The organism is Cecembia calidifontis (assembly GCF_004216715.1).
In the GTDB taxonomy this organism is placed as follows: domain Bacteria; phylum Bacteroidota; class Bacteroidia; order Cytophagales; family Cyclobacteriaceae; genus Cecembia_A; species Cecembia_A calidifontis.
Genome location: NZ_SGXG01000001.1, coordinates 1,741,377 through 1,765,097, shown reverse-complemented (window position 1 = coordinate 1,765,097; position 23,721 = coordinate 1,741,377). Strand labels below are relative to the sequence as shown.

Below are 23,721 nucleotides of genomic sequence, written 5' to 3'. Positions count from 1 at the left end.
TATTAACGTACCTTAAATCAACAAACAGATTATGAAATATAGTATACCAACTTATTTAATTGCCTTTTTTACCGCTTTTTGGCTGGTTTCCTGTTCCGGAGAAACTGAAACTATCCGTGTAGCATCCCCGGAACTTTACTTGACGGCAGAAGGTCCCCTTTTTGAGGGTGCCAATACAGCGACCGCTTCTTGGGAATTCAATCTGAATGATATCCTAGGAAAGGGAGCTGATGAAAAAGTCAGCCTGAAAAACGCAAAAATCACCAAAGTGGAATTTTTATTGGAAGAAGCTGATGAATTGCCTGAGTTGGAAAATATGGTCTTTGAAGTGACCTCCAAAAATACCTCCATGACCAGAATTGGACTGTACGAAGGGAAAATTGAGGCAGGTACCCCTTTTCAGCTTTCCCTTGCCGCCAAACAGGAAAATTTATCCTCTGCCTTTGAGGATGGGAAAATCACTTTTGTCGGAGATTTTGATCTGAAAGAAGAGGAATTTTGGGAAGATTTGAATTTCAGCTTAAATATCGTGTTTGAATTAGAAGTCAAAAAATAAACCTAAATCAAAATATCTATGAAAAAGTTGATCTTAATCTTAAGTTTATCGTTTCTGGGGACTTATGCTTGGGCACAAAATGCGGACGACATCGTGGGTGTTTGGGAGCCTGGACATGGCAAAGCCAGGGTGAAAATCGATAATATTGACGGGAAATATTATGGCAGGATTGTATGGTTGAAAGAACCCAATGATCCCGAAACTGGAAAACCAAAAACAGATGTCAACAACCCGGATGCAAGCATGAAAAATGTTCCTTTGAGAGGGTACAGGATTTTAAAAGATTTTGAATACAAAGGTAAAGGTGAATGGGCTGATGGCACCATTTATGATCCTGAAACAGGCAACACTTACAGCTCAGTCATTACATGGAAGGATGAGAATACCTTGGATATCCGTGGCTACGTAGGTGTAAAAACTTTTGGAAGGTCTGATACTTGGAGAAGACTCAAAGTTAAATAATGGTTCTCGATAAAAAGATGAAGCATATTTATTGGTTACTGTTCCTAGCTGTTTTGGCATCTCCACAATGGGCCATTGCCCAGGATGAGGATGATGAGGAGGATTGGAGTATGTATGAAGAGCTTGAACTCGTGGATGACAGCAATGTAAAACGGTATGCAAAACCCACTATTGTGGGATTAAGCCCAACCCGTTTTCTGAGTGTCTCTTGGGACATGCAAATGCCTTATGATATGAGCCTTTCTGCAGCCAGGTTTCCTGCAAGTCAGGGGACAGGCTGGGGTGTGGATGAATCCGCCCCTATAAGCGAAACAGGCACGGTAAATTTTACAGGTGGCTTCCGTTTCAATTCCAGTATCCCGATTATTTCAAAAAGTAATATTGTCTGGCAAAGTGGACTGAATTACATGAGGGTAGGATATAACATCAGTGATATCCAGGCTGATGGCAATGCTTCCGGTTTGGCAAGTATTCTTAACGAGACTGGCCTGAATAACCTCAATTGGACCAATACTTTCTATGTTCCGATGACCGAGGAAAATTTCTTTATTTTCCAGGGTTTACTGGATATGAGTGGTAATTATGGTTTTTCTTTACAGCCTTTCAATACCATTCGATGGAGTTTGGCAGCTGTGTATGGAAAGCGGGTCAACGAAAGAAAAAGATGGGGCTTAGGTCTGGCCAGGACCTATCGTGTGGGAAACCTGAATTATGTCCCTGTAGTCATGTATGACGTAACCAGTGCTGATAGAAAATGGGGGACTGAAATCCTCTTCCCCGCTAGAGCTCATGGGCGTTACAACTTCAACAAAAACTCACTTCTGTTATTTGGCTATGAACTGGAAGGACAAAGCTATAGGATTGATGAGTTTTCTTTTGGAAACAACAGTTTTGAAATCAGGAGAGGGGAACTACGCCCAAGATTAGAGTTTCAGAAGCAAATCCCAGGACCTTTTTGGGCCCACTTCCAGGCGGGCTATAGAATAGATTGGACATTCAATGCCGATGAATTATCCGGAAGCAGGGAATTTTTCCGTGGCTTCTTTGGAACACAAGACTTTGGGATGATCAATAGTCTTGGTAATGCGGCTTACTTTAATGTAGGTATCAGCTTTGTAACCTTCTAAAAGGCTAAAAAGCACTAAAAAGCCCTTGCAGTTCAAGTATTGCAAGGGCTTTTTTTAACCTCAATCTACCTGAATATCTGTAAACCAGATAAAGCGTTTTCCCTCTGCATTTTTATGCTCAGTTGCAAATTTCACTCCCTTGAATTCTTTTTCATTTTCCCATGTAAATGCCCTGCCCTCAGGACCGTTACCTCTTCTAAACACCCATTCTTTGATAAAAAACTGATCATCCAAGTATAAATCATAGGCATCTCCTGGGGTATAACCGTCTTCATTGTTATACACCACAACCATTTTGGTACTTGGATTCCCTGAAATGGGTGCAGGAATATTTTCTTCCACTTCGTAGGTATACCCTGAATCCCATACCAATTGGAAGGGATACATGAGCCAATATTTATCATTGATAAATCCCTTGTCAGCCTGAGGCTTTTGGTCTTGGGGAAGATCAAGGCTGTAGGTGTAGCTGGTATCTGCATCTGCATAATATACTGTCCTTTCTCTGATATTCCATTTCCAATCCCTGGTAACAATCCTAACGGAATCTACCTGAACATTCCAAGTATAGGCAATGGTATGGAGCTTTGAAAAATTATCAAAGCCGTAGGCTTTTGCCACTTTCATTGGGAGCGTTGCTTCCTCTGTCTTGCTGCTACAGGCCGCTAATAGAACTAAAGTAAGGAATAATACTACAAATGATATTTTCATCTTGGATTGGGGTTTAGTGGGTTTGATGCATTCTCAATTTCAAATCTACCAAATAACATTTATTTGTTGGGAGAACCCATCCATTTTTGGAATTTCCTGCTTTCCAAAAACTGATATATGGGTCTGATAAAAGGGAAAATCCTATTGACCAAAAGAACCGTCCGAAAAATAAAAGAAGGATAAATTCTCCTTTTCCCTTTTTGAGCACCTCTGATCATAGCTATTGCCACGCTTTCAGCTTTCTGAACAGGAATTGCCTTCGGAATGTTTTTGCCGGCTTTTGAGAAAAAGGCGGTATCTGTTGAAGCAGGATAAACCAGAGTCAGCCAATCGGCTTTTTCTTCTGCCCTTATGGCCTCCGCCAATTGATGCATGGCGGCTTTGCTGGCAGAGTAGGCACTGTAACCAGGAATAGCCCAATAAGCCACTGCTGAAGCAGTGACCACCAGCCTAAATGGTTTTCTCTGGGATTTTTTTAAGATTTGGGCGGTCTCCAAGGGTATCCATGTATTGATCCGAAAAATGGATTCAACCGTATTTTGATCTTGGTCTTTCCAGCTCCCGTATTTTGCAAATCCTGCATTGGCAAAATAATAATCAATGCCTTCCCAAACTGTATAAACATGGTCAAAAACCTGTTGGACAGCTCCGTTGGTAAGCAAATCCACCTGAAAAACTTCGATTCCGGGCAATTCATCTTTGAGTGCTTTTAATCCAGATTCGTCAATATCCACAGCAAGAACATTGTTTTTACCATAAAGCAAGCGAACCAGTTCTCTGCCAATACCGGAGGCTGCACCTGTAATGACGATTTTTTTACCTGTCAACATCCTTTATGACAGACTCAGGGAAATGCATGCGGAAAGAATTGACTTTGAAACACAAGAGGGGTTTCTGCCCACTGAAGTCCGGAAACCATGCACCATCCACTTTTAAGGTTTCAATTTTTGCCAATTTGCCCCAGCCCGAACCTTGGGGATTGGTCAGAAAAATTTTGCCTCCCAATTCCTGAAATAGTTTGATGGGGACCAATTTGGTGGTGGCTGGAAATGGTAATCCATAAGATTTTAGCCTGCAAAAAAGGATAGGGTCATCCTCTTTTCCTATTCCTATGGTATCTACACCATTTTCTGACAGCCAGATCATAGGTGTAGTTTCCTTGGGAATACCCCAGTTGTATCTTCCATTTTCTGTACTTAATTCAGAATCCACAAAAATTCTGGCAATAGATTGGCGCTTATGGGGCCTGAATTTCCCGGGAATAATCAAAAGTTCTTTGTATGGGCCTACCGGTGAATCATGGTAATTGACCAGCATGACATATCCAAGCCCTCCCATAAAGTTACTTTTTTGCTCCTCGCTCAAAAAAGCACTGTTCAAAACCCAATTCTTTTTAAAATTGAAGACCATGATGATACCCTCCCCCTTTAGGTTCCAGGGAGCAGGGTAATGTATGTCCGGCTTTTCTACCTGCATTAAAAATTATTTCCTTTTCCAATAAATATAATCTGTGGACTCGACCTCTATGCCATCCTCTTTCATTTGAGCGATCACTTGTCCTCTATGGTAAGTACTGTGATTGACCATATGAAAAAGGATCTCCTGGAAAGTATTGGTATAGGGATTCCCTTTGGTATCGTGATAGCTGATGACCTGTGAAAGAGGGATTTTTTGGAGCAGCACCAAAGTCTGTTGATACAACTCTTTGTTCATCTCACCCATATTCTCTACCTGCAAAAGATCCCAAAGTCCTAAATTATTGGATTTACCCTCCAATCTTCGGTTCCACAATTGCTGGGCAATCAAGATATGGCTTGCTGTATTCAAAGCTTTTGTAGAAACTTTCTTTTCGTTTTTTTCCAGCAGAAGAATCATGGTATGGTTACTTCTGTAGGTATATTCCAAAATATCTTCAAAAAAAGCCTTCATAGTGGTTTTAAATTGGGTTGACTGTTGATTGAATGATACATTTCCCAAAACCTCAATAGGGTGATGGACTTATACTGGTCCAGCCCCCGTCAATGATCAGGTTTTGACCTGTAATATGTCTTGCTTCATCCGAAACAAGAAATATGGCTGCATGGGCTACATCCTTTACTGAAGCAGGTCTACCCATAGGCGTAATTCTGGACCATGTTTTTTCATAATCTTTATCCATGGCTGTGCGGTTGGTCAGTGTGGCCCCTGGCGCAATTGAATTTACATTGATGCCGTACTCCGAAAGTTCAATGACAAGATTTTTGGCCAACATTTCAATCCCTGCCTTGCTCATGGCATAGGCTGCCAGGTTTTTATGTGCTTGATGGGCGGTCACCGAAGAAGTAAAAAGCAGAGAACCGCCTTCTTTCTGCTTTTTCATCATCTGGGCGGCAGCTTGGGCAAGGAAGAAAGTCCCGGCCATATTGACCCGCATGACTTCCATAAAATCCTCAAAAGAATATTCCAGAAAATCTCCGTATAGCGTAACTCCGGCATTGGCAATAGCTATGTCCAAATTGCCAAATTCACTGGCCGCCACTCCAGTCATTTCAAAAATGGTATCCGGGTTTCCTGAATCGCCGGATACCCCAATAACTTTTCCTTGAGCAGTTTTCAACAAATCCGCCACAGCTTCATCTGTCAGGCTTTTTTCAATATCATTGATTATGACATGATGGGAATTTGAAGAGAGCTGTCTGGCTATTTCCAGGCCGATCCCCTGTCCGGCTCCGGTAATCAATGCAACTTTCCGATGATTTTTCATATTGATCAGTGAGAATCTCTTTTCACTTCTGGACCAGAGGACCCTTTGAGAAAATCAAAATCAACTCCTTCATGGGCCTGTGTCACATTTTGGATAAACAAATTCACATAACCTCTATCATACCCTAAGTCCAAGGGTTTGAAAGAAGCCCTTCTCTTTTCCAATTCTTCATAGGAAACTTCAAGTGTCAAAGTCCTGTTGGGCACATCCAAGGTAATCCAATCTCCGTCTTTGACAAGTGCCAGATTGCCACCCACCGCAGATTCAGGAGAGACATGGAGTACAACGGTACCAAAGCCCGTACCACTCATCCTGCCATCTGAAATCCTTACCATATCGGAAACACCCTGGGCCAGGATTTTAGCAGGCAGGGCCATATTTCCTACCTCTGGCATACCCGGATAGCCTTTTGGTCCAACATTTTTAAGGACCAAAACAGAGTCCGGGGTCACATCAAGATCCGGGTCATCTACCCTTTTCTTGTAATCGTCGATATCTTCAAAAACCACTGCCTTGCCCCTGTGCTGCAACAAGGACGGAGTAGCTGCAGAAGGCTTCAACACAGCCCCATGGGGACAAAGATTCCCCTTAAGTACTGCAATGCCGGATTCAGGTTTAAAAGGCTTCTCCATGGTCCCAATAAGGTCACGGTTATAGCATTCCGCATTGGCTATATTTTCACCTATAGTCTTACCATTGACAGTTATCAAATCGGTATGCAAAATGCTCTGAATTTCCTTCATGACCGCAGGCATACCCCCGGCGTAGAAAAGGTCCTCCACAAAATGCTCCCCGGAAGGTTGTATGTTGGCAATCAAAGGAATATTGGCAGAGAATTTATCAAAATCCTCAATATCCAATTCTACTCCTATCCTACCTGCTATTGCCAGGAGATGGAGAATAAAGTTAGTCGATCCCCCAATAGCTGCATTGACCATGATGGCATTTTCAAAGGCCTTTCTGGTAAGAATGTCAGTCATTTTGAGGTCTTCCTTTACCATTTCCACTATCCTCATCCCTGCCATATGGGCAAGGACTTTTCTCCTGGAATCAGCGGCAGGTATGGTTGCATTGTCAGGCAAAGCAAGGCCCAAAGCCTCTACCATAGCTGCCATAGAAGAGGCTGTGCCCATGGGTGCACAGTGTCCTCTCGAGCGGGACATGGCGGCCTCAGCAGCGACAAATTCTTCTTCAGATAGTTCCCCTTTTTTATATTGCTCGGCAAACCTCCAAACATCTGAGGTGCCGATTTTCTTGCCTTTGAACCAACCTGCCAGCATAGGGCCTCCGGAAACCACCAAAGTAGGCAGGTTAACACTTGCCGCCCCCATGACCAGGGAAGGGGTTGTTTTATCGCAGCCACAAAGCAAAATCACCCCGTCCATTGGATTGGCACGGATACTTTCCTCCACATCCATACTGGCGAGATTTCTAAATAACATGGCTGTTGGCTTGATGGAACACTCTCCCAATGACATCACGGGAAACTCTAATGGAAAACCACCAGCCTCCCAGACACCCCTTTTGACTGCATCTGCCAATTCTCTGAAATGCGCGTTGCAGGGAGTAAGTTCTGAATAGGTGTTGCAGATGCCTATTACGGGTTTTTTACCTTCAAACAAATGATGGGGCAGTCCCTGGTTTTTCATCCAAGATCTATAAATAAAACCATCTTTGCCTTTACGGCCGTACCATTCCTGGCTTCTCAATTTTTTATTTTTCATGTCAATAGGTTTGTCCGGGATTAAAATTTGATGAGAATTTAGTAAATCTTTCGGAGATTAGTCAAGCCTCAAAAGTAAAATATCAACAGATGCTAAATTTCTATCAACAATCGATGTTAAAAGACCATTTCAGTATTGTCAATTGAAATAAAAAAAGAGAAATTCTGGCCTGGCTAATACAGGATGACAAAAAACCTTCGAAATTATTCTCATTATAAAAGCATTTTATTTCCTACCTTTAGGTCCTGTTTCAAATGGAATTTGCCTCAAATTCCGGATTTGAAATAATGGACAGAAAAGCAATTGGCCATGTTTGTTTTATCAAAAGATAACAGTATCGCACTTCAATTCCTGTCGGAGGTCCGTGACATGCATTTACAGCATGACCGGTGGAGATTCAGAAAAAATCTTGAACGCTTAGGCGAAATCATGGCTTATGAAATCTCCAAGGACCTGGATTATGAGGAAATCCACATCAAAACCCCTCTGGCGGAGACCCAGGTCAAAAAACTGAAAGAGAAACCTGTCCTCATCAGTGTTCTCCGTGCCGCCATCCCCTTTTATCAGGGATTCCTAAACTATTTTGACCAGGCCGACAGTGGTTTTGTGGGAGCATACCGCAAACCTGAAAAAGAGGGAGATAAAGAAGTTGAAATTGAGTTTCTTTACCAAGCAGCTCCCAACCTGGAAGGAAGGGAGGTAATCTTGGTGGACCCCATGCTGGCAACGGGAAAATCCTTCGTGAAAACAATTCAAAACCTACTTCATAACGGAACCCCAAAAATCATCCATATTGCCTGTTTGATTGCTGCACCGGAAGGGGTTGCATACCTCCAAAACAACATCAATGTCCCTTACAAGCTTTGGTTGGGGGCCCTGGATGAAAAATTGAACGATAAGTTTTATATCGTGCCCGGATTAGGTGATGCCGGAGATCTTTGTTTTGGAGATAAAATTTAATCGGATATGGTTTATGTGATGTTGTTGGTCGGCCTGGCCATCCTTCTTGCTGGAGGTAAATATTTGGTAGACGGCGCTTCTGCACTTGCCAGCAAATTTGGTATCAGTGCCGGACTTATAGGACTTACGGTGGTAGCCTTCGGAACCTCGGCCCCAGAGTTATTGGTAAGCGTCAATGCAGCACTTAAGGGCAACAGTGACATTGCCATGGGTAATGTTATCGGTTCCAATATCTCCAATATTTCCTTGGTGTTGGGAATTTCCGCACTTATATATCCCATTCATATCATCCGGTCATTGCTCAAACTGGATTACCTGGCGACACTGCTCAGTGCCATTTTATTTTATGTCTTATCACTGAATGGCTTGATCTCCAGAATAGAAGGAATATGCTTATTTATTCTGCTAATCGCTTTCAATTGGTATTTTTTTAGAAAACTGGGCAAAGTAGATGAAGAAATTTCTGAAAATGGTGAAGACCAAAAGGATTCCCCCTTATGGAAGTCCCTATTATTATTAGTAATTGGCGTGTTTGGTCTTTATTATGGATCTGACCTTTTGGTGGATAATGCAGTCAAGATATCAAAAGTTTTCGGAGTAAGTGAAAGGGTAATCGGAGTCACAATAATAGCCATAGGCACTAGCTTACCGGAATTGGTCACCTCCATAATAGCGGGAATTAAGAAAGAAACTGACATCGCGATCGGCAATATTCTCGGAAGCAACATCATGAATATCCTGGCTATCATAGGAATTACATCAATTATTAAACCAATACCTGTGTCAGATGCTTTTTTAGGACAGGACTTTTTATGGATGCTCGGCTTGACCTTGGTGCTATACCCTATTCTGAGAACAAGACTTAGAATTTCAAGAATGGAAGGTTTCTTCCTTTTGGCTATTTATGGCGCTTATCTCTACAGTATTTTATGATACCCTATATCCTGAAATTCTTAGCGATTTGGTTTGCCAGCCTATTTAAATTTATTGCGGGACCTGTTTTGGGTGCGGCAGCAAACTATTCCCTGCTTGAAATCATCGCAGTCACTGTCTCGGGCATGATGACCTCTGTGCTTTTGGTGACATTTTTGGGGGAATGGTTTAAATCCCATTGGAATTTCAGGTTGACATCCAAAAGATTCAGCAAAAAAAGCAGAGCAATAGTCAAAACCTGGAAAAAATTTGGCCCCATTGGAATAGCATCCATCACCCCCCTCTTACTGACACCTATTGGAGGCACTATTATCCTGACGGCATTCAATGTTGCTAAGCGTAAGATTTTCACTTATATGTTGGTAAGCGCCCTCATCTGGTCTACCATCCTGGGCGCTTCCATACATTGGTTTTTATCTATTCCATTTTTTGAATTCTTACTCCGGTAAAATTTCATCGGGAAGGATTTCAATATCCTGTATGAGCACCCTTTTTGAGATTTCCTGACCTGTCAAAGTAGCAGCCAGTCCTCCCATGGCTGTTTCTTTGTACCTGGACTCCATACTGGCCCCAATTTCGCCCATGGCTTCTACACATTCATCCACAGGGATGACTGCGCTTACATTTGCAAGGGCAATCTGTGCCGAACTGTTGGCAATAGCAGCTGCACTGGCATTCCTTACTACACAAGGTACTTCCACCAGGCCTGCAACAGGATCACATACCAATCCAAGCATACACTGTATAGTAATCGCAACAGCATTGAAAATCTGGTCTACACTTCCTCCCAAACAATGGACTATGGCTCCTGCCGCCATAGCGGCTGCAGAACCTGTTTCAGCCTGACAGCCACCTACTGCACCGGCCAAACTGGCCTTTTCCTCTATGATCAAAGCAATTCCTGCACCGACCAATAGACCTTCCAAAATTTTCCTGTCTGGAAATCCATGAATTTCCTGCAGTGTATATAAGGTGCCTGGAAGAATACCGGATGCGCCGGCGGTAGGGGCTGCAACTACCCTCCCCATACAGGAATTAACTTCCTTGGCAGCCAATGCTCTGGAAATCAATTTTTGAAACTCCGGAGACAAAACGGCAACAGGATGATGGAAAACTTTTTTAGCACCATTGTTGATCATGCCGGAGCGGGAACTCATTTCTTCTGTCAGGCCCGTTTCCACTGCCTCCTTCATGACGGTATAGGCCTTTAAAAGGCCATCCCAAATGCGCTCTTCCGTATTTCCTTTTTGTACAACCTCATACTCTATCACAGAGTCAAAAAGACTCATTTTCTTTTCTTCACAATAGGCTTTCCAGCCACTGAAACTTTCAAAAAGATAACTCATGGCAAAATTTGGGTTTAATTCTTGTGCAATTTGCTTAAAACCTGATGTGAAAACAAAAAAATCAATCGCTCCCCAAGAAAAAAGCCTCCCTGTTAGTCAGAAGAGGCTTTTTTCCGGAAAAATTATCACCTGATGTCTACAATCTTCGCCTTTAGGTAAACCGGCTCAAATGGCCTGGCAACCTGGGGAATTAAATTTCTTTGGAAAAGATCCCTTCTGATCTGAAAAGGAATGACTTGGGTGGTTTTCCCAAAAGCCAAATGGGAAGGTGAAAACACTTCTATTTCAGCATTCAGCCTCAAGCCCCGAAAAGCCAGATTTAAAAATTGTAGGTTGGAAGCATTTCCCAAAGAAATCTGGATAGGATTCATGGAATTGGAGTTTTCAGCCAAAGCCTGACTTTCTCCCATTTGGAACAAACCATAAGTAAACCCAATAATATTTCCTGTAGCGGTAACCGATCCGGTTGTATTTCCTTCCGAAACAATTTTGAGGTAAAGGCCTTCCGGTGTTTTTTGAAAGCCTTCCATGGCATTATCAGCAATATAATTCTGTATGGCCAGGTCTTCCAAAGCTTTAATTTCAGCTTCGGAGTAGATTTTTGCATATTTTACCCTTATCTGCAAATTAGAATGAGGAAGTATCAATTGCTGGAAAAAATAATCCTGATAAGCCATATAGGAAGGAACATACAACATTAACGTTTCCCCTTCTTTGGCCAATCCGGCTGCGAAATTTATTGCCCTAGGGACAAGGCCACCTTCTGAATGTGCAAAAATTCTGGGAGGTTTGGCCTCATCAAAATAATTTTCAATCAATTGCCCATCAAGAGTCCTTATTTCATAGTAAATGCCGACGATATCGTTATTCACAATCTGATTTCCTGTAGCCGCATTGACTTCTCTCACATAATAATACCCGAGCGGGGTTTCTACGGCATTAATATTATTCCTTTGTAAAAATTCCTTAATCAGCCTGTCATCCCTCTCGATGATTCTATCAAGATCAGATTCTAAATCCTTGACACAACTGCTCAGCACAAGAATTGCCCCGAGCATCAATACGCTTAATCGCATCCACATAAATTTTTATCGCTATTTTTTCAGTTGAAAGTTCATTCTTAGGTTCAATCCCCCAATGGAAAGCTGTTGCCCCAAAAAAGTCTGGCCTCCCAACGAGGTCTTGTAAAAAGGCTCTACGGAGATAAAGGTTCCATTGTTCAGGCTATGCTCATAACCAAATCCAAAATTAATCAACTGCCCTACATTACCACTGTCAGATCCCGGTTCGGGTCTTAAGGTTTGGGTAAAGGTCTGCACCGAATGCTGCCCTATGGCGAGCCCTGCAGTATTCATATTGACAGCACTGAAGGTAGAAACAGTCCTTTGATTCAGGAAAAACATATTGGACAGACCGGAAATAACATAAAGTCCGGCAGATTTCTTGTCCATAATCATATATTTCAGATTGAGCGGGATTTCCAATTGACCAAATCTTAATTCTGTTGTAGCGTTTACCACATTAGTATTTAATGCTGACAACCTGGAGCCATCATCCTGAACGGAAGACTGCATCATCAAGCTGTTGAAGTTTGAGTTGCTGGGATTCAGATTCTGACTCGCATATACCATCCCAACATCCAATTTGAGTCTCTTGGAAAATGAAAACTCGGAAGCCAACCCTCCTCCCAAATTCAAGGATTGATTGGAATTGGCAACTGCCTGAGGTGCTACCACCACACCCAATTTCACTGGAGCAGCATAAGGTTTTTCTTTCTCTTCATCAGTTTCTTTACCTTCTTGAAGCCAGGCAGATATCGCGGCTTTAGCGTCCTGCTCTTCCTGTTCCTTTAACTGGGCAACAAAAGGACTAACTACTTCACTTTTTATGGGAATATTGTCTTCCAATATTTCCGGTTTTTGATCTTTTCCATTTTGGGTGATAATTGGTTCTTTAGCTGGCTCCAAAGCTATAGTTTTTTCAACCTTAGGGATATTGGTGATCAGGTCATACAAATAAGTACGCTGTTCTGATCCAGTTAAAGTGTTAAACTTTTCTTCCGAAATTTTTTCTTTCTCTTTCTTTTCGGCGGTATCGGATTCTATAATAGGCTCAATAGATGGTGTGGGTATTGCTGAACTTTCAGGTGTAATAACATTGGTAGTAGCAAGCTCATCGCTTGAAGAAATTTCCGAATTTTTGTTGAGATTGAAGAAAAGCAAACCAAGCCCTAAAACAGCAACCATGGATGCTGCCCACACTAACCAAGGCGCTTTGGCCAAGCCTTTTTTGGGCTTGAAATAAGCAGTAGAAAGTTTTTCCCATTCCTTGGGATCAAAGGTTTCCTCGTGATGTTCAAAGGAGGCCTTGATCTTCTCTGCCAGTTTTTTATCGAACTGCTCCTTCATCCCTAATTTGATTGATTTCCAATACTTTTTCTCTTAATTTTTGTTTTGCTCTGGCCAGGTAGGTTCTAGAAGTGCTTGCAGGAATCCCCAGCTGCTCTGCGATTTCATTGTGCGCATAGCCTTCAATCTCATACATATTGAATACCATGCGCAGCATTTCAGGCAAGCTTCTCAACATGTCAAGGATATCATCTTTGGAAAGCTGGCTGATGATCTCGGGTTCGTAACTTTCAGCATCGGCTTTTTCGATATCCATAGCCGCATAGTGCTTCACATTTTTCCTGTAATAATCAATCGAAGTATTTACAAGAATCCTTCTAAACCAGGCTTTGAAGGAGCTGTTCTCCTCATGTTGGGCAATTTTATCGAACACCTTCATGAAACTGTCATTGACGATTTCACAGGCTTCATCCCTTGAATTGGAATAACGCAAGGCAATACTCATGGCATAACCATAGAAATGCCTGTAAAGCATTTCCAGAGACTTTGGGTCCCCATTTTTTGCTTTTTGAATAAGTTGTTGTTCCAAAGGAGCCTTGTTAAAGGTGCGCCATATACAACAAAGACGTCATCCAAAGGATTAACGCTACATTGGTCAGAGAAAAATTTTAGAAATTAAACATTACAGTCTGCTTGATGTCCGGATGAAGACTCAAAGCCACGGGACAGGTCCTGGCTGCATTTTTTAATTTCTGATGAAAGGATGGAGTTCCCTGAGGATTTTCCCAATGAAAAGTCACAATTACTTCTGCGATTTTTCTGGGATCGGACTGCATGATTTTTGTAATCTCCCAGGATAAGCCTTGCAGGTCTATTCCATCTCTATTGGCAACAATACCCATAATGGTCACCATACAGCTACCCAGTGCGGCTGCAACCAAATCCGTAGGTGAAAAGGCTTCACCTTTACCGTTATTGTCCAAAGGAGCATCTGTGATGACCTCATTTCCCGATTGCAAATGGACCATTTTGGTTCGGAGATTTCCCTCGTAGGAACTTTTAATAGTTGGCATAAACTCTTACTTTTAATTTTGGTTTAGTAACTTAGAGACGAAATTAGCGTTAATTTTCTGAGCAATTGAAAATGAGAAGCCTAAAATATATACTGATAGTTTTTTTTGTCCTTTTTATCTTTTCGGCGAATGCCCAAAGAGATGATGTAGGGGATTATGATTACGATACCGAAGTATTGTTTGGCATTAATAAGAATACAAATGGAGGACTGATCGGAGGTTTTTCATTCAAATACGGCATGAGGATAGACGATGCTTCGTTCCAGTTTTTCGGATTGGACCTTGTCAATGTCAAAAATCCAAAGGAAGTCCGGTACAATACGGTTCTGGGCAATTCATTTATTTTTGGCAAATCGAATTATCTTTATTCTATCCGTCCTTATTATGGCAGGGAATTGATCCTGTTCAAAAAAGCCCCTCAACAAGGAGTCCAAGTTTCAGTATTGGGGGCAGTAGGTCCATCCTTAGGTTTGATTGCGCCTTACATCATAGAATATCAGGTTAGCCGCTTGGAAACTGTCAGGGAACAGTACAATCCAGAAGTGCATCAGAGTCTTCTGAATATTCTTGGTCCGGGCAGAATTTTTGAGGGAATTGGAAGATCTGAACTTGCTATCGGTGCCAATGCTAAAGCAGCTGTATATTTTGAATTCGGTGTATTCAGGTCAAATGTCACAGGCTTGGAACTTGGTTACCAATTTGAAGGTTTTACCAAAGAAATTCCCTTAATGCCCACCGTGGAAAACAGACAGTTATTTCAGTCTGTCTATTTCACCTTTTATTATGGTTTCAGAAAATAGATTGGGTTTATTGGGAGCAAGGAAGTAATTTCGCAACAGAAAAATTTTAAAATAATGATCGAACTACCTGTGATATCCGAGGAGGCAACCAAAAGGAAAAAACCGGATTGGTTAAGGGTTAAGTTGCCTGTGGGTAAAGAATATGCGAAAGTTAGAAAGCTAGTAGACGAACATAAACTCCATACAATTTGTGAAAGCGGCAATTGTCCCAATATGGGCGAATGCTGGGGTGCCGGAACGGCCACTTTCATGATTCTGGGAAATGTCTGTACACGCTCCTGTTCATTCTGTGCCGTGGCCACAGGAAGACCGCCGGAGTATGACACAGACGAACCCCGAAGGGTAGCTGAAGCGATCAAGCTGATGGGTGTAAAGCATGCGGTCATTACCTCTGTCAACAGGGATGAGCTGAAAGACCGCGGTGCTGAAATATGGTACCAAACGGTAAGCTTAACCAAGCAGCTTTCTCCCGAAACGACCATTGAAACTTTGATTCCAGATGTAAAGGGAAACTGGGAAGCATTGTACAGGATGATTTCCGCAGGCCAAGAGGTAGTCTCCCATAACATGGAAACAGTGGAAAGGCTGTATAGGAGGGTAAGGCCTCAGGCTAAATACTCCCGTTCTCTTGAGCAGATCAAACTGACCAAAGAATACGGTAAAAGGACCAAGACAGGGATTATGCTAGGATTGGGAGAAACCAAAGAGGAGGTTTATAAGGCCATGGATGATCTTGCCGCCCACGGTTGCGACATCCTGACCTTGGGACAATACTTACAACCTACAAAAATGCATATTGAAGTTGCTGAATTTATCCATCCGGATCTTTTTGCCCATTATCGGGAAGAAGGACTGAAGAGAGGTTTGAAATATGTGGAATCAGGGCCTTTGGTCAGGTCTTCCTACCATGCAGAAAGACACGTTAACGTATAAAAAAAAGGATGGATTTGACTCCATCCTTTTTTTTTAATCACTTTTTTTTATTTCAGGTATGCCGAAAGCATCCACACTGTTTTTTCCTTGGCACTGATGTAGTCACTGATCAAGGTGACGGTACCTTCATCCCCTTGTTCGGCTGCAGTTTCCAGGGTTTCTCTTTCCAGTTTCAATAAGATATTGAGGTTGTCCCTAACAATTTCGACCATTTTTTTGGCATCATCCACATGCTTCGCTTCTTTGATAGCGGCATGGGATATGTATTCCTCAAACGAAGAGTAAGGCCTGGCGCCGAGGGTAAGGATCCTTTCTGCTACTTCATCTATGCCAAGATTGGCCTGGTTATACAACTCTTCAAACTTTGCATGCAGTTCAAAGAAGTTGGGGCCGGTCACATTCCAATGAAAGTTCCTCAGATTTTGATAGTAAATTTCATAATTTGCCAAAAGGCTGTTCAGTTTTTCCACCAAAATCTTGCTGTCTTTTATTTTCAATCCTATTTCGTTTGTGCTCATAATATTTTTATTTATGTTCGTTTTCAATCTTAAAGAAGCAAAAACAGGACCATTGCAGCCGAAAAAGATATTATTCCACATTGATAATATCTATGGATAAAAGGAGTTTTCTATTAGCTTAAAAGGTTCAAGCCCCAAAATCGATGAAAAACAGACTGCAGGACATTGCCACAATGAACTTATACCAAAACCAGGGTCGTATCAAATGGTTGGTAGTGATTTGTGCAATAATTATAAGTTTTGGATCTATTTTTTACACCAATCAACTCGTCGATGAACTCAAGGAAAGAGAAAAAAGGCAGATCGAACTTTTGGCCAAAGCTTGGGAATATGCTGCCATGTACACTGACAATCTGACATTCATCAATCAGGAAATCATTCAGCAAAACACTTCCATCCCTGTGATAGTCGTGGATGCCAATCAAAACCCCATTGATTACAGGAATATAAACTTCAAAAACAAAAGCACCGAAGAAGAAAAAACCAAAATTCTTCAAAAGGAGCTTGCCAAAATGAAAGCCGCTTATGAGCCCATACCAACTGAAGAAGCATTGGTGTATTACAGAAACTCGGAACTTTTGACTTCTTTGAGGTTTTACCCCTATGTTCAGCTTTCTGTGATTTTATTTTTTGGCATTTTGGCCTATGCTGTTTTTAATCAATCCAAAGTCGCAGAACAAAACCGGGTATGGGCAGGCCTTACCAAGGAAACAGCCCATCAGTTAGGAACCCCTATCGCTTCCCTGATGGCCTGGATAGATTATTTAAAAAATTCTCCGGTCTGGGAAGAAAATAAAGAAGTCATCCAGGAAATGGATAAAGATGTGGTAAAGTTAAGAATGGTCACAGAACGCTTCAGTTCCATCGGAAGCAAACCATCCATCCAACCTGAAAATGTTTTCTCCGTCATCGATGACACGATCAATTATTTAAGGCCTAGAATTTCCTCCAAAGTGGAAATCAAAATCAATGGCTATGCCAATCATATAGAAGCCATGATGAACCGGCCGCTTTTTGAATGGGTCATTGAAAACATCTGTAAAAATGCCGTGGATGCCATGAAGGGCCAGGGGACCATTTCCATAGATATCATTAAGGAAAGTGAAAAGTATGTCTTTGTGGACATCAGCGATACCGGGAAAGGAATGGACAAAAGCATGTACAAAAAAGTTTTTAATCCTGGCTTCACTACCCGACAGAGGGGTTGGGGGCTTGGATTGACCCTTGCCAAAAGAATTATCGAAGGTTATCATAAAGGAAAGATTTTTGTCAAACAATCCGAATTGGGAAAGGGAACAACTTTCCGCATTGTCCTTCAGGGAAGTTTGGACGGCATCAGCAAATTCCAAAGGGAAGACTTTGTGGGGCAAAGAGTATAGTTCTAAATTTTCATTTTAGCTTGGCTATCCTAATAATGCTTAACTGGAATTTTCAAAGCATTAAAACTGGAACCGATAACGTAACTTTTCTTTTAAAAAAGAGTATACTATTAAAATTGTCTGTTGCATCAAACTCAAAAATAATGGGGCCAAGAATATTATTTTTCACAATTTTTATTTTAGGAACACCCTTGTTTACTGTTGCTCAAAAATTCAACAAACAGGCTCATTTGATTGATTTACATGAAATTAAGGAAATCACTGTTTTTTACCCAAGCTCCCGGATTGAAGTAGTAGGAAAAGGAATGGGGCAGGTTCATTATGACTCTGCTTCGGCTATTTCCGCCCAGATAAATGCGGACTTGATAAAAGAAAGATTACACCTCTTTGAAAAGGCACACTTTTTTCCTTTAGAGGAAATCCCACATATGGAGTTGTATTCTTTAGGCCTGATGGAATTAGCCGATAAAGCTTCTAAAAATGCTCCATTAGAGGATTTGAGGGTGACTCCTACGCTATTCAGTATGTTGAGTAAAACAGATACCCCATACAGCATGCTGATCTACCATGATGGATTTGTCAGAAAAAGAGGAAATATGACAGGGGAAATGTTTAAATCTATAGGAATTGGTTTGGCAACTTTGGGAAATTATGCACCTATTCCTGTCTCTAACGCTTCAAATATTTTTATATTCATAATTGACAAAGAGCAAGGGCATGCGGTTTTTGCCAAAAAATATGAAGGAGAAGAAATCCATCCTTTAAAGAAAAAGACCCTGGCCAAACAATACAAATACCTATTCAAAGACTTTCATTAAAATCAGTTTGAAGCAATTAATTTTCATAAAACAAGCTTCAATCAGCCGCCATCTTATACCAATCTGACTATTGCTAAAGCTTTTAAGTATTTACTCCACCTATTTCCATCCCAAAGGAATAAGCCTTACCTTTGCAGGCTGAAAAATAGAGAATCAGGAGTTTAAATGAGTTTAGCAGAAGAAATCAAAAAGCGCAAAACCTTTGCGATCATTGCCCACCCGGATGCCGGTAAGACCACTTTGACTGAGAAGCTCTTGCTTTTTGGTGGTGCGATCCAGACTGCGGGAGCTGTGAAATCCAACAAAATCGACGTCGCGACAAAGTCCGACTGGATGGAAATAGAGAAGCAAAGAGGTATCTCTGTGGCCACTTCCGTGATGGGTTTTGAATATAAGGGAACAAAAATCAACCTTTTGGATACTCCGGGTCACCAGGACTTTGCAGAGGATACCTACAGGACCTTGACAGCGGTGGATTCGGTTATCATGGTCATCGACTGCGTAAAAGGGGTGGAAATACAGACAGAAAAACTGATGGAAGTCTGCCGCATGCGCAATACACCTGTGATCTGTTTTATCAACAAGCTTGACCGTGAGGGCAGGGATCCTTATGACCTGCTGGATGAGGTGGAGGAAAAACTCAATATCAAAGTCCGACCACTATCTTGGCCTATAGGAATGGGCAAGGGCTTCAAGGGAGTGTATAACCTGTACGAAAAGAAACTCAATCTCTTTACGCCCAGTCAGCGCAAGCTCAGTGATGACAGGGTGGTAATCGAGGACCTTCATGATGGACAATTAGATAAGCTCATAGGCGAAAGTGCTGCGAACCAACTGAGAGAAGATGTTGAACTGATCGAAGGCGTGTACCCTGATTTTGATGTTCAGGAATACCTGGAAGGTAAAGTGGCTCCTGTGTTTTTTGGCTCTGCAGTCAATAATTTCGGGGTCAACGAAATGTTGGACACCTTTATCCGTATTGCTCCCTCACCAAAAAGCAGGTTTACTGAGGAGCGTGAAGTGAAACCGGAAGAGCCAAAATTTTCTGGTTTTATCTTTAAGATCCATGCCAATATGGATCCTAACCACCGCAACAGAATTGCCTTCTTAAGGATAGTTTCAGGTAAATTTGAAAGAAACAAACCCTACAATCATGTACGTGGCCCTAAGCCTTTGAGATTCTCCAACGTGACCCAGTTTATGGCACAGGACAGGGAAATCGTGGATGAAGCCTTCCCAGGGGATATTGTTGGTCTTTATGATACCGGCAACCTGAAAATCGGGGATACCCTGACAGATGGGGAAAACATGACCTTCAAGGGCATCCCAAGTTTCTCGCCCGAGATCTTCAAAGAAGTCATCAACAAAGATGCCATGAAGACCAAGCAGCTGGAAAAAGGGCTGAAACAGCTGATGGAAGAAGGGGTGGCCCAGTATTTCACTTATGAAATGGGTAACAGAAAAGTGGTAGGCACTGTGGGACAGCTGCAGTTTGAGGTGATCCAGTTCCGTCTCAAGCATGAATACAATGCTTCCGTAGAATTTGCACCCATGAACCTGTACAAAGCCTGCTGGATAAGCAGTAACGATAAGAAACAACTGGATGAGTTTGTGCGCTCCAAGAGCCGTCACATTGCCCGCGACAAGGATGGGAAACTTGTCTTTATGGCCGAGTCCAAAGCCTGGTTACAGATGGTACAGGACAACTATCCAGAGATTGAATTCCATTTTACTTCGGAGTTTTAATTAGTACAAATAACTCAACACCAACCACTTGTCCGCAAATACTTCAGGGTGCTTGGTGTTTTTTATTATATTTGACAATCATGAAAAGAAAACCATTTACCGTCGTATATGAAGACAACCACCTTTTGGTGGTCAATAAAGCAGCAGGAATACTCGTTCAGGGTGACAGGACCAAAGACAAGACCCTGACAGATTACTGTAAGGAATATATTGCGGAAAAGTACCATAAACCGGGAGCAGTATTCCTACATCCTGTACACAGGCTGGATAGACCTGTAAGTGGTTTGGTGGTTTTTGCGCGCACCTCTAAAGGGCTGGAGCGCATGATGGAAGTTTTCCGAAAGAGGGATATCCACAAGGTTTACTGGGCAGTGGTTAAAAACAAGCCCAAGGAAGAATCGGGAAAACTTACGCATTGGTTGGTCAAAGATGAGCAGAAGAATTTCGTGACTGCTTACGATAAAGAAGTTCCGGGTTCACAAAAAGCCGAACTCAATTACAAAACCTTGGGCAAGTTGAACGACCATTGGCTCTTGGAAGTAAGGCCCGTATCGGGTAGGCCACATCAGATCAGGGTGCAGTTGGCTTCTATGGGTTGCCCCATCCGAGGAGATGTCAAGTATGGTTTCCATAAGCCGAATCCAGATGGCAATATCAACCTTCATGCCTTTCATTTGGTCTTTGTCCACCCGATAAAAAAAGAAAAACTCTACCTACGTGCCGCCCTTCCTGAAGAGGCTTTCTGGGAGCAGTACCTGGAATTTGAACCCGTAAAAGCCAAAGATCAGCATTTGGACAATACGTTCAGTGGGTAAGTAAGTGAGGCCTTTAGAATATGAAAATAAGCTTGGTGGGAAAAATTTTGGTCTTAAGAAAAAAGGATTCAATTTATGTACCCGCTTTTACTTTCTTTTTTTCAGACAATAGTTAGAGAATCAACACGGCCGATCATTTGTTTGAAAGGCAAGGATGTTTTTAAGCCAATTCTTAAAAAGCGAAAAGCTAAGACTGCTGATTTGTTTGGTTTATATTTGTTTTTATGCAACCAAATCCCTTGATCTTTTGTATATTAGTAAAGTGTTTATCTAAAAGTGGCAATGAAAACAATCAAAATAAAGGGGTCAGAAAAAGAGTTTGCCAAGCTGAACTTGTCCCATGTTTCGGAATTGGAATTGACACAATTTGTAGAAAAGATTGAACAAGAGTTGGCCAAAAATGCGCTTTTGGCCTGCCAAAAATATGCCAAGGAAGCAGGTCTTGACAATTTAAGTCTAGATGAAATCAACAAAGAGATTGATGCGGCCAGGAATAAAAATCGTTCTTGATACCAATGTGCTCATCTCAGCTCTGCTTTCTTCGGGCTATCCTTCAGATATTCTTTTTTTAATCTTAGAAAGAAAAGTCCTTTTGTGTCTTTCATCTGAGGTTTTGGATGAATACAAAGATGTGGTCAATAGGAATAAATTCGCTAAAATCAAGAATTTTCAGTTAAATGCAACCCTAGTTCTCAATAGGCTAGAATCATGTGCAAATTATTTTTCCCCAAAGAGAAAAGTCGAAATACTTAGAGACTTGTCTGACAATAAGTTCCTAGAGTTAGCCCTTTCATCAGGTGCCGACTTTTTGGTTACAGGAAACAGTAATGATTTTACAATCAAGGAGTTTGGAGTAACAAAAGTCCTCAACCCAAAAGAATTTGTTGACTATATTAGTTACCCTATTTAAAAAAGGGTAGAGCCATGTTCAAGTCATAAATGCAACGCCTAATTTTTTCATTAGACATTCGATAGGACTAAGATAATTAAACTTTCTTATTGGCCTGTTATTGATTTTGGTTTCTATATTTTGGATCTGTTCCCGAGAGATTTGATTGAGGTCAGTACCCTTTGGCAGGAAAGCCCTGATAAGTCCGATTCTGTTTTCCACTGTTCCTTTATCCTGTGAAGTGTATGGTCTTGTAAAGAATGTTGGGATATTGAATTTATCTCTGATTTTATAATGGTTTGCGAATGCCATATCATTATCGAAAGTGATTGATTTGAAGAACGAAGCACCAATTCTCTGTATTCTCTTTGCTATTTTCTGTTCAATGATATCTGCATTTTTACCATCAAGTTTCTCTATGGTAGTAACCAAGGTTGCCCTGTCCACCAGTACCAAAAGAGCTGATTTGTGGTTTTTCCCCATCATAAGGTCTACTTCAATATCTCCTATCCTTTGTCTTTTTTCAACTACAGGAGGCCTTTGGTCAATTGGAACTCTCTCCCTGATAATTCCTCTGGTATGCCTGTAATTACCTCTCTTACGCTTTCTTTTACCATGCCGGAGATTCTTGTAAAGCTCCCTGTCCCTTCGGTATCTCCAATGGCTACTTTTTTTGGCAGTAAATATCCAGTTGTAGAGTGTCTCATGACAAACCCCTTCTTTACCTTGTTTCTTCCAGGTGACCGATATTAGCTCTGGGCTCAATTTGTCAACAACAAGGAATTTGCGGGCCTCTTCTTTAAGGGACTCGGTAAATTTGATTCGCTTTCTCTTGAGTCTATGTCTTTCGTCTGTACGGTTCTGGGCAACTGCAGCCTTATATTCACCGCTATAACGGCCCCTCTTGCCGGTATTTCTTTGAAGTTCTCTGGATACAGTACTTTTGTTGACACCGATAATCGCAGCGATTTTGGTCTGGGAAGTTCCGTTTCTAAATAAAGCCTCTATTTGGTACCTTTGTTCCTGGCTGAGATGTTTAAATTTATTCATGACAACACAAAATTAATATTTTCAGCCTAAGGGAAGGAACCCAGGTTCCTTCCCTTAAACCCTTAGTGTTGCATTTATGACTTGAATATAGGAGATATTATTGCCTTTGATTTTTATTTTTAAGCCATCAAATCCAAATCTCAGCTATACGGTCCCGATGATAAAACCAAACAGATTATGATGAATATGATTAAGATATTGAAGCGTTTCAATCAGCCGATTACGGCGCTTCTACTTATTGTTTCCTTCCAGTTTTGTTCCCCAAAACAGGAACCCAAAACCATTTTCCTGGTCCGCCATGCGGAAAAGCAATTGGTGGGAGATGATCCGCAACTCAGTGTGGCCGGCACTGTGAGGGCAAAGAAACTGGCACAGATCCTGGCTGATCAAAAAATCCAACACATTTTCAGTACTGACTTTATACGGACAAAGGCTACTGCCCAACCCTTAATTGAAGCCCAGTCTGGTCTTAGCATTGAAATTTACGATGTGAAAAAACACGATGATCTGGTCAAAGAACTCCGCCAAAGAAAGGGAAATGCCTTGGTGATTGGCCATAGCAACACCATTCACCATGTAGCCAATTATTTTGTTCAGGAAGGGGATAAATTCCCGGAACTCGAGGATATTGAATACGATTTTATTTTTGTGGTGACCTTGGAAAAAGACGGGAGTTCCAAGGTGGAAAGGAGAGTCTACAAAGACTTCAATTAGTATATCTGTTAATTGGTGACCAGGTTATTGGATTCATAGCTCCTGAAATAAAAAAATTATCCCCAACTTTTAGCAGTTG

The 23,721-nt window shown here is 41.6% G+C and carries 28 protein-coding genes; 15 read left to right on the top strand and 13 right to left on the bottom strand.

What is annotated here, in order from left to right; all coding sequences use genetic code 11:
- Window positions 1-31 precede the first annotated feature (31 nt).
- Genes BC751_RS07660 through BC751_RS07650 form a run of 3 tightly spaced genes read left to right on the top strand, consistent with a single transcriptional unit; the run spans window position 32 to window position 2,145 of the window.
- On the top strand, window positions 32-556 hold the full coding sequence (locus tag BC751_RS07660) for a hypothetical protein (RefSeq protein ID WP_130275034.1): 525 nt from the start codon (window positions 32-34) through the stop codon (window positions 554-556).
- A gap of 18 nt (window positions 557-574) precedes the next feature.
- A complete protein-coding gene (locus BC751_RS07655; RefSeq protein WP_130275033.1) occupies window positions 575-1,018 on the top strand; it encodes a DUF2147 domain-containing protein in 444 nt (147 codons plus the stop codon).
- Between the two features lie 17 nt (window positions 1,019-1,035).
- Window positions 1,036-2,145, top strand: a complete 1,110-nt coding sequence (locus BC751_RS07650; RefSeq protein ID WP_130275032.1) for a hypothetical protein — start codon at window positions 1,036-1,038, stop codon at window positions 2,143-2,145.
- Between the two features lie 60 nt (window positions 2,146-2,205).
- Here BC751_RS07650 and BC751_RS07645 read toward each other — a convergent pair whose 3' ends face one another.
- From BC751_RS07645 to BC751_RS07620, 6 genes are read right to left on the bottom strand one after another with little or no spacing between them, the layout of a single operon-like run.
- Entirely contained in the window at window positions 2,206-2,853 is a 648-nt protein-coding gene (locus BC751_RS07645) for a hypothetical protein (protein ID WP_130275031.1), read from the bottom strand.
- Between the two features lie 59 nt (window positions 2,854-2,912).
- Complete coding sequence (locus BC751_RS07640) at window positions 2,913-3,683, bottom strand: SDR family NAD(P)-dependent oxidoreductase (RefSeq protein ID WP_130275030.1); 771 nt, start codon at window positions 3,681-3,683, stop codon at window positions 2,913-2,915.
- Window positions 3,670-4,329, bottom strand: coding sequence for an acetoacetate decarboxylase family protein (locus tag BC751_RS07635; protein WP_130275029.1), 660 nt, complete (start codon window positions 4,327-4,329; stop codon window positions 3,670-3,672). Before BC751_RS07635 ends, BC751_RS07640 begins: the two co-directional genes overlap by 14 nt.
- A gap of 6 nt (window positions 4,330-4,335) precedes the next feature.
- Window positions 4,336-4,782: a DinB family protein gene (locus tag BC751_RS07630; RefSeq protein ID WP_130275028.1), complete on the bottom strand. Its 447-nt coding sequence runs from the start codon at window positions 4,780-4,782 to the stop codon at window positions 4,336-4,338.
- Window positions 4,783-4,834: 52 nt separating this feature from the next.
- Window positions 4,835-5,596: an SDR family NAD(P)-dependent oxidoreductase gene (locus BC751_RS07625; RefSeq protein WP_130275027.1), complete on the bottom strand. Its 762-nt coding sequence runs from the start codon at window positions 5,594-5,596 to the stop codon at window positions 4,835-4,837.
- A 5-nt stretch (window positions 5,597-5,601) separates the two neighbouring features.
- A complete protein-coding gene (locus BC751_RS07620) occupies window positions 5,602-7,320 on the bottom strand; it encodes an IlvD/Edd family dehydratase (RefSeq protein ID WP_130275026.1) in 1,719 nt (572 codons plus the stop codon).
- Window positions 7,321-7,629: 309 nt separating this feature from the next.
- Here BC751_RS07620 and upp point away from each other — a divergent pair, with 309 nt between their 5' ends.
- The 3 genes from upp to BC751_RS07605 are packed head-to-tail and all read left to right on the top strand — an operon-like array spanning window position 7,630 to window position 9,662.
- Window positions 7,630-8,280: a uracil phosphoribosyltransferase gene (upp, locus tag BC751_RS07615; protein WP_130275025.1), complete on the top strand. Its 651-nt coding sequence runs from the start codon at window positions 7,630-7,632 to the stop codon at window positions 8,278-8,280.
- 6 nt (window positions 8,281-8,286) lie between these two features.
- Complete coding sequence (locus tag BC751_RS07610) at window positions 8,287-9,213, top strand: calcium/sodium antiporter (protein ID WP_130275024.1); 927 nt, start codon at window positions 8,287-8,289, stop codon at window positions 9,211-9,213.
- The gene (locus BC751_RS07605) at window positions 9,210-9,662 is read left to right on the top strand and encodes a hypothetical protein (protein ID WP_207226852.1); all 453 of its coding nucleotides are present in this window, start codon (window positions 9,210-9,212) and stop codon (window positions 9,660-9,662) included. Before BC751_RS07610 ends, BC751_RS07605 begins: the two co-directional genes overlap by 4 nt.
- Here BC751_RS07605 and sdaAA read toward each other — a convergent pair.
- The 5 genes from sdaAA to BC751_RS07580 all read right to left on the bottom strand — a co-directional run bounded on the left by sdaAA (window position 9,651) and on the right by BC751_RS07580 (window position 13,980).
- Complete coding sequence (gene sdaAA, locus BC751_RS07600) at window positions 9,651-10,559, bottom strand: L-serine ammonia-lyase, iron-sulfur-dependent, subunit alpha (RefSeq protein ID WP_130275023.1); 909 nt, start codon at window positions 10,557-10,559, stop codon at window positions 9,651-9,653. The genes BC751_RS07605 and sdaAA overlap by 12 nt on opposite strands.
- Before the next feature lie 125 nt (window positions 10,560-10,684).
- The gene (locus BC751_RS07595; RefSeq protein ID WP_207226851.1) at window positions 10,685-11,635 is read right to left on the bottom strand and encodes an FKBP-type peptidyl-prolyl cis-trans isomerase; all 951 of its coding nucleotides are present in this window, start codon (window positions 11,633-11,635) and stop codon (window positions 10,685-10,687) included.
- 18 nt (window positions 11,636-11,653) lie between these two features.
- Window positions 11,654-12,967, bottom strand: coding sequence for an outer membrane beta-barrel protein (locus BC751_RS07590; protein WP_130275021.1), 1,314 nt, complete (start codon window positions 12,965-12,967; stop codon window positions 11,654-11,656).
- Window positions 12,948-13,496: an RNA polymerase sigma factor gene (locus BC751_RS07585; protein WP_130275020.1), complete on the bottom strand. Its 549-nt coding sequence runs from the start codon at window positions 13,494-13,496 to the stop codon at window positions 12,948-12,950. The genes BC751_RS07590 and BC751_RS07585 overlap by 20 nt, the downstream gene beginning before the upstream one ends.
- A gap of 79 nt (window positions 13,497-13,575) precedes the next feature.
- Window positions 13,576-13,980 carry an OsmC family protein gene (locus BC751_RS07580; RefSeq protein ID WP_130275019.1) on the bottom strand — a complete coding sequence of 135 codons (405 nt, stop codon included), beginning with the start codon at window positions 13,978-13,980 and terminating at the stop codon, window positions 13,576-13,578.
- A 71-nt stretch (window positions 13,981-14,051) separates the two neighbouring features.
- On the opposite strand from BC751_RS07580, the gene BC751_RS07575 reads away from it, so the two are divergent.
- Entirely contained in the window at window positions 14,052-14,780 is a 729-nt protein-coding gene (locus tag BC751_RS07575; RefSeq protein ID WP_130275018.1) for a hypothetical protein, read from the top strand.
- Between the two features lie 54 nt (window positions 14,781-14,834).
- Window positions 14,835-15,713: a lipoyl synthase gene (gene lipA / locus BC751_RS07570; protein ID WP_130275017.1), complete on the top strand. Its 879-nt coding sequence runs from the start codon at window positions 14,835-14,837 to the stop codon at window positions 15,711-15,713.
- A 47-nt stretch (window positions 15,714-15,760) separates the two neighbouring features.
- Here the strand turns inward: lipA and BC751_RS07565 are convergent, their stop codons facing one another.
- The gene (locus tag BC751_RS07565) at window positions 15,761-16,231 is read right to left on the bottom strand and encodes a Dps family protein (protein ID WP_130275016.1); all 471 of its coding nucleotides are present in this window, start codon (window positions 16,229-16,231) and stop codon (window positions 15,761-15,763) included.
- Window positions 16,232-16,374: 143 nt separating this feature from the next.
- Between BC751_RS07565 and BC751_RS07560 the strand changes: the two genes are divergently transcribed.
- From BC751_RS07560 to BC751_RS07535, 6 genes are all read left to right on the top strand, one after another.
- Complete coding sequence (locus BC751_RS07560; RefSeq protein ID WP_130275015.1) at window positions 16,375-17,610, top strand: sensor histidine kinase; 1,236 nt, start codon at window positions 16,375-16,377, stop codon at window positions 17,608-17,610.
- Between the two features lie 143 nt (window positions 17,611-17,753).
- Window positions 17,754-18,428: a hypothetical protein gene (locus BC751_RS07555; protein WP_130275014.1), complete on the top strand. Its 675-nt coding sequence runs from the start codon at window positions 17,754-17,756 to the stop codon at window positions 18,426-18,428.
- Window positions 18,429-18,593: 165 nt separating this feature from the next.
- Window positions 18,594-20,174: a peptide chain release factor 3 gene (locus tag BC751_RS07550; protein WP_130275013.1), complete on the top strand. Its 1,581-nt coding sequence runs from the start codon at window positions 18,594-18,596 to the stop codon at window positions 20,172-20,174.
- Window positions 20,175-20,254: 80 nt separating this feature from the next.
- Complete coding sequence (locus BC751_RS07545; RefSeq protein ID WP_130275012.1) at window positions 20,255-20,989, top strand: RluA family pseudouridine synthase; 735 nt, start codon at window positions 20,255-20,257, stop codon at window positions 20,987-20,989.
- A 282-nt stretch (window positions 20,990-21,271) separates the two neighbouring features.
- On the top strand, window positions 21,272-21,499 hold the full coding sequence (locus BC751_RS07540) for a hypothetical protein (RefSeq protein ID WP_130275011.1): 228 nt from the start codon (window positions 21,272-21,274) through the stop codon (window positions 21,497-21,499).
- Window positions 21,450-21,899: a putative toxin-antitoxin system toxin component, PIN family gene (locus BC751_RS07535; protein WP_130275010.1), complete on the top strand. Its 450-nt coding sequence runs from the start codon at window positions 21,450-21,452 to the stop codon at window positions 21,897-21,899. Before BC751_RS07540 ends, BC751_RS07535 begins: the two co-directional genes overlap by 50 nt.
- A gap of 18 nt (window positions 21,900-21,917) precedes the next feature.
- On the opposite strand, the gene BC751_RS07530 is transcribed toward BC751_RS07535, so the two are convergent.
- Complete coding sequence (locus tag BC751_RS07530; protein ID WP_130273814.1) at window positions 21,918-22,928, bottom strand: IS30 family transposase; 1,011 nt, start codon at window positions 22,926-22,928, stop codon at window positions 21,918-21,920.
- Between the two features lie 177 nt (window positions 22,929-23,105).
- On the opposite strand from BC751_RS07530, the gene BC751_RS07525 reads away from it, so the two are divergent.
- Complete coding sequence (locus tag BC751_RS07525; RefSeq protein ID WP_242617402.1) at window positions 23,106-23,642, top strand: phosphoglycerate mutase family protein; 537 nt, start codon at window positions 23,106-23,108, stop codon at window positions 23,640-23,642.
- Window positions 23,643-23,721: the final 79 nt, after the last annotated feature.